Annotated in this window: 2 protein-coding genes; both read left to right on the top strand. The window is 40.9% G+C overall.

Going from position 1 to position 1,850, the window contains the following annotated elements:
* Nucleotides 1-1,473: LPXTG cell wall anchor domain-containing protein (locus tag QM469_RS10490; RefSeq protein WP_414320625.1), on the top strand; the 1,473-nt coding region annotated here is incomplete at its 5' end.
* 293 nt (nt 1,474-1,766) lie between these two features.
* A partial coding sequence (locus QM469_RS10485; protein WP_212750421.1) for an IS630 transposase-related protein occupies nt 1,767-1,850 on the top strand: 84 nt, incomplete at its 3' end.

The raw sequence follows: 1,850 nt of genomic DNA, 5'->3' as shown, positions 1-1,850 counted from the left end.
GTCACAATCGGTGAAGACGGTAAAGGTAAAGTACCAAACAGCGAATTACCAGACGATAAAGTTCCAGGTACAGGTAAGATTACAGAACCAGGTCAACCAGCTGTAGAAGTTCCAGTAACAACACCAGGTAAGGTCACACCAGCAACACCAGCTCAAAAGACACCAACACTAGATGTCGAACAAGATCCTAAGACAGGTGACGTTACGGTAACACCTAAGAAACCAGATGGAACTCCATACAAACCAGGAACTAAGGTAGAAATCCCAGGTAAAGATGGAAACCCAATCACAGTAACAATCGGTGAAGACGGTAAAGGTAAAGTACCAAACAGCGAATTACCAGACGGTAAAGTTCCAGGTACAGGTAAGATTACAGAACCAGGTCAACCAGCTGTAGAAGTTCCAGTAACAACACCAGCTAAGGTAACACCAGAAACACCAGCTCAAAAGGCACCAACAGTAGAGTTGGAACAAGATCCTAAGACAGGTGACGTTACGGTAACACCTAAGAAACCAGATGGAACTCCATACAAACCAGGAACTAAGGTAGAAATCCCAGGTAAAGATGGAAACCCAATCACAGTAACAATCGGTGAAGACGGTAAAGGTAAAGTACCAAACAGCGAATTACCAGACGGTAAAGTTCCAGGTACAGGTAAGATTACAGAACCAGGTCAACCAGCTGTGGAAGTTCCAGTAACAACACCAGGTAAGGTAACACCAGCAACACCAGTAACTGAACAACCAGGTAAGATTGAAATTACTCGTAAACCAAATGGTGATGTAGTAGTAACGCCTAAGAAACCAGATGGAAAACCATACCCACCAGGAACTAAGGTAGAAATTCCAGGTGAAAATGGAACACCAATCACAGTAACAATTGGTGACAATGGTTCAGGTGAAGTGCCAAATGACAAGCTTCCTAAGAAAGATGTCCCAGGTACAGGAACAGTAACAGAACCGAACAAGAAACCATCACAACCAGTAGATGTAACAACACCAGCTCGTAAGACACCAACAGTAGATGTTGAACAAGATCCTAAGACAGGTGACGTTACAGTAACACCGAAGAAACCAGATGGCTCAACATACCCACCAGGAACTAAGGTAGAAATCCCAGGTAAAGATGGAACACCAATCACAGTAACAATCGGTGAAGACGGTAAAGGTAAAGTACCAAACAGTGAATTACCAGACGGTAAAGTTCCAGGTACAGGTAAGATTACAGAACCAGGTCAACCAGCTGTGGAAGTTCCAGTAGAAACACCAGCTAAGGTAACACCAGTTGCAGTTAATCCGAATGTAAATCACGGAGATACTACAGCTACTAATGATAACGGAGCTAAGTCAAATGATTCTCAAAAAGTATTGCCAAATACTGGAACAGAATCAAATGCGACTCTTGCATCTCTAGGCCTTCTTGGTATTCTAGGTGGTCTCGGACTTGCTTTGGGAAAGAAAAAAGAAGACTAAAAATTTAGTCAAACCAATATGCATTCTTTAGTGTTTTAACAACGAACTAGATTCATTCAGGTAATGATTTTAGTCATAAAATACAAAGAATGTTTAGATAAAGAAAGCGAACAATGCTAGAATTTTGTTAAATGGAATTCTAAGTATTGTTCGCTTTTTGGGCTTTTTGTGGCTCTTTGTTAACTGTAGTGGGTTAAAAAAAGCTAAAATATGGAGAGGGCAATCGTTGTCCTCTCCATATTTTAGGATAGTTATAGTCACTTAGTTTATAAAATACATGTTATAATAAAGCCATGGCATATAGTACAGATTTTAAACAACGAGCATTAGATTACATCAAAGAGGGACACAGCCATGTCGAGGCGGCCAAAGTTTTT

Source organism: Streptococcus infantis, from assembly GCF_047464215.1.
Taxonomy (GTDB): Bacteria; Bacillota; Bacilli; order Lactobacillales; family Streptococcaceae; genus Streptococcus; species Streptococcus infantis_P.
The sequence above is the reverse complement of the archived record's forward strand: the minus strand, read 5'-3'. Positions and strand labels throughout refer to the sequence as shown.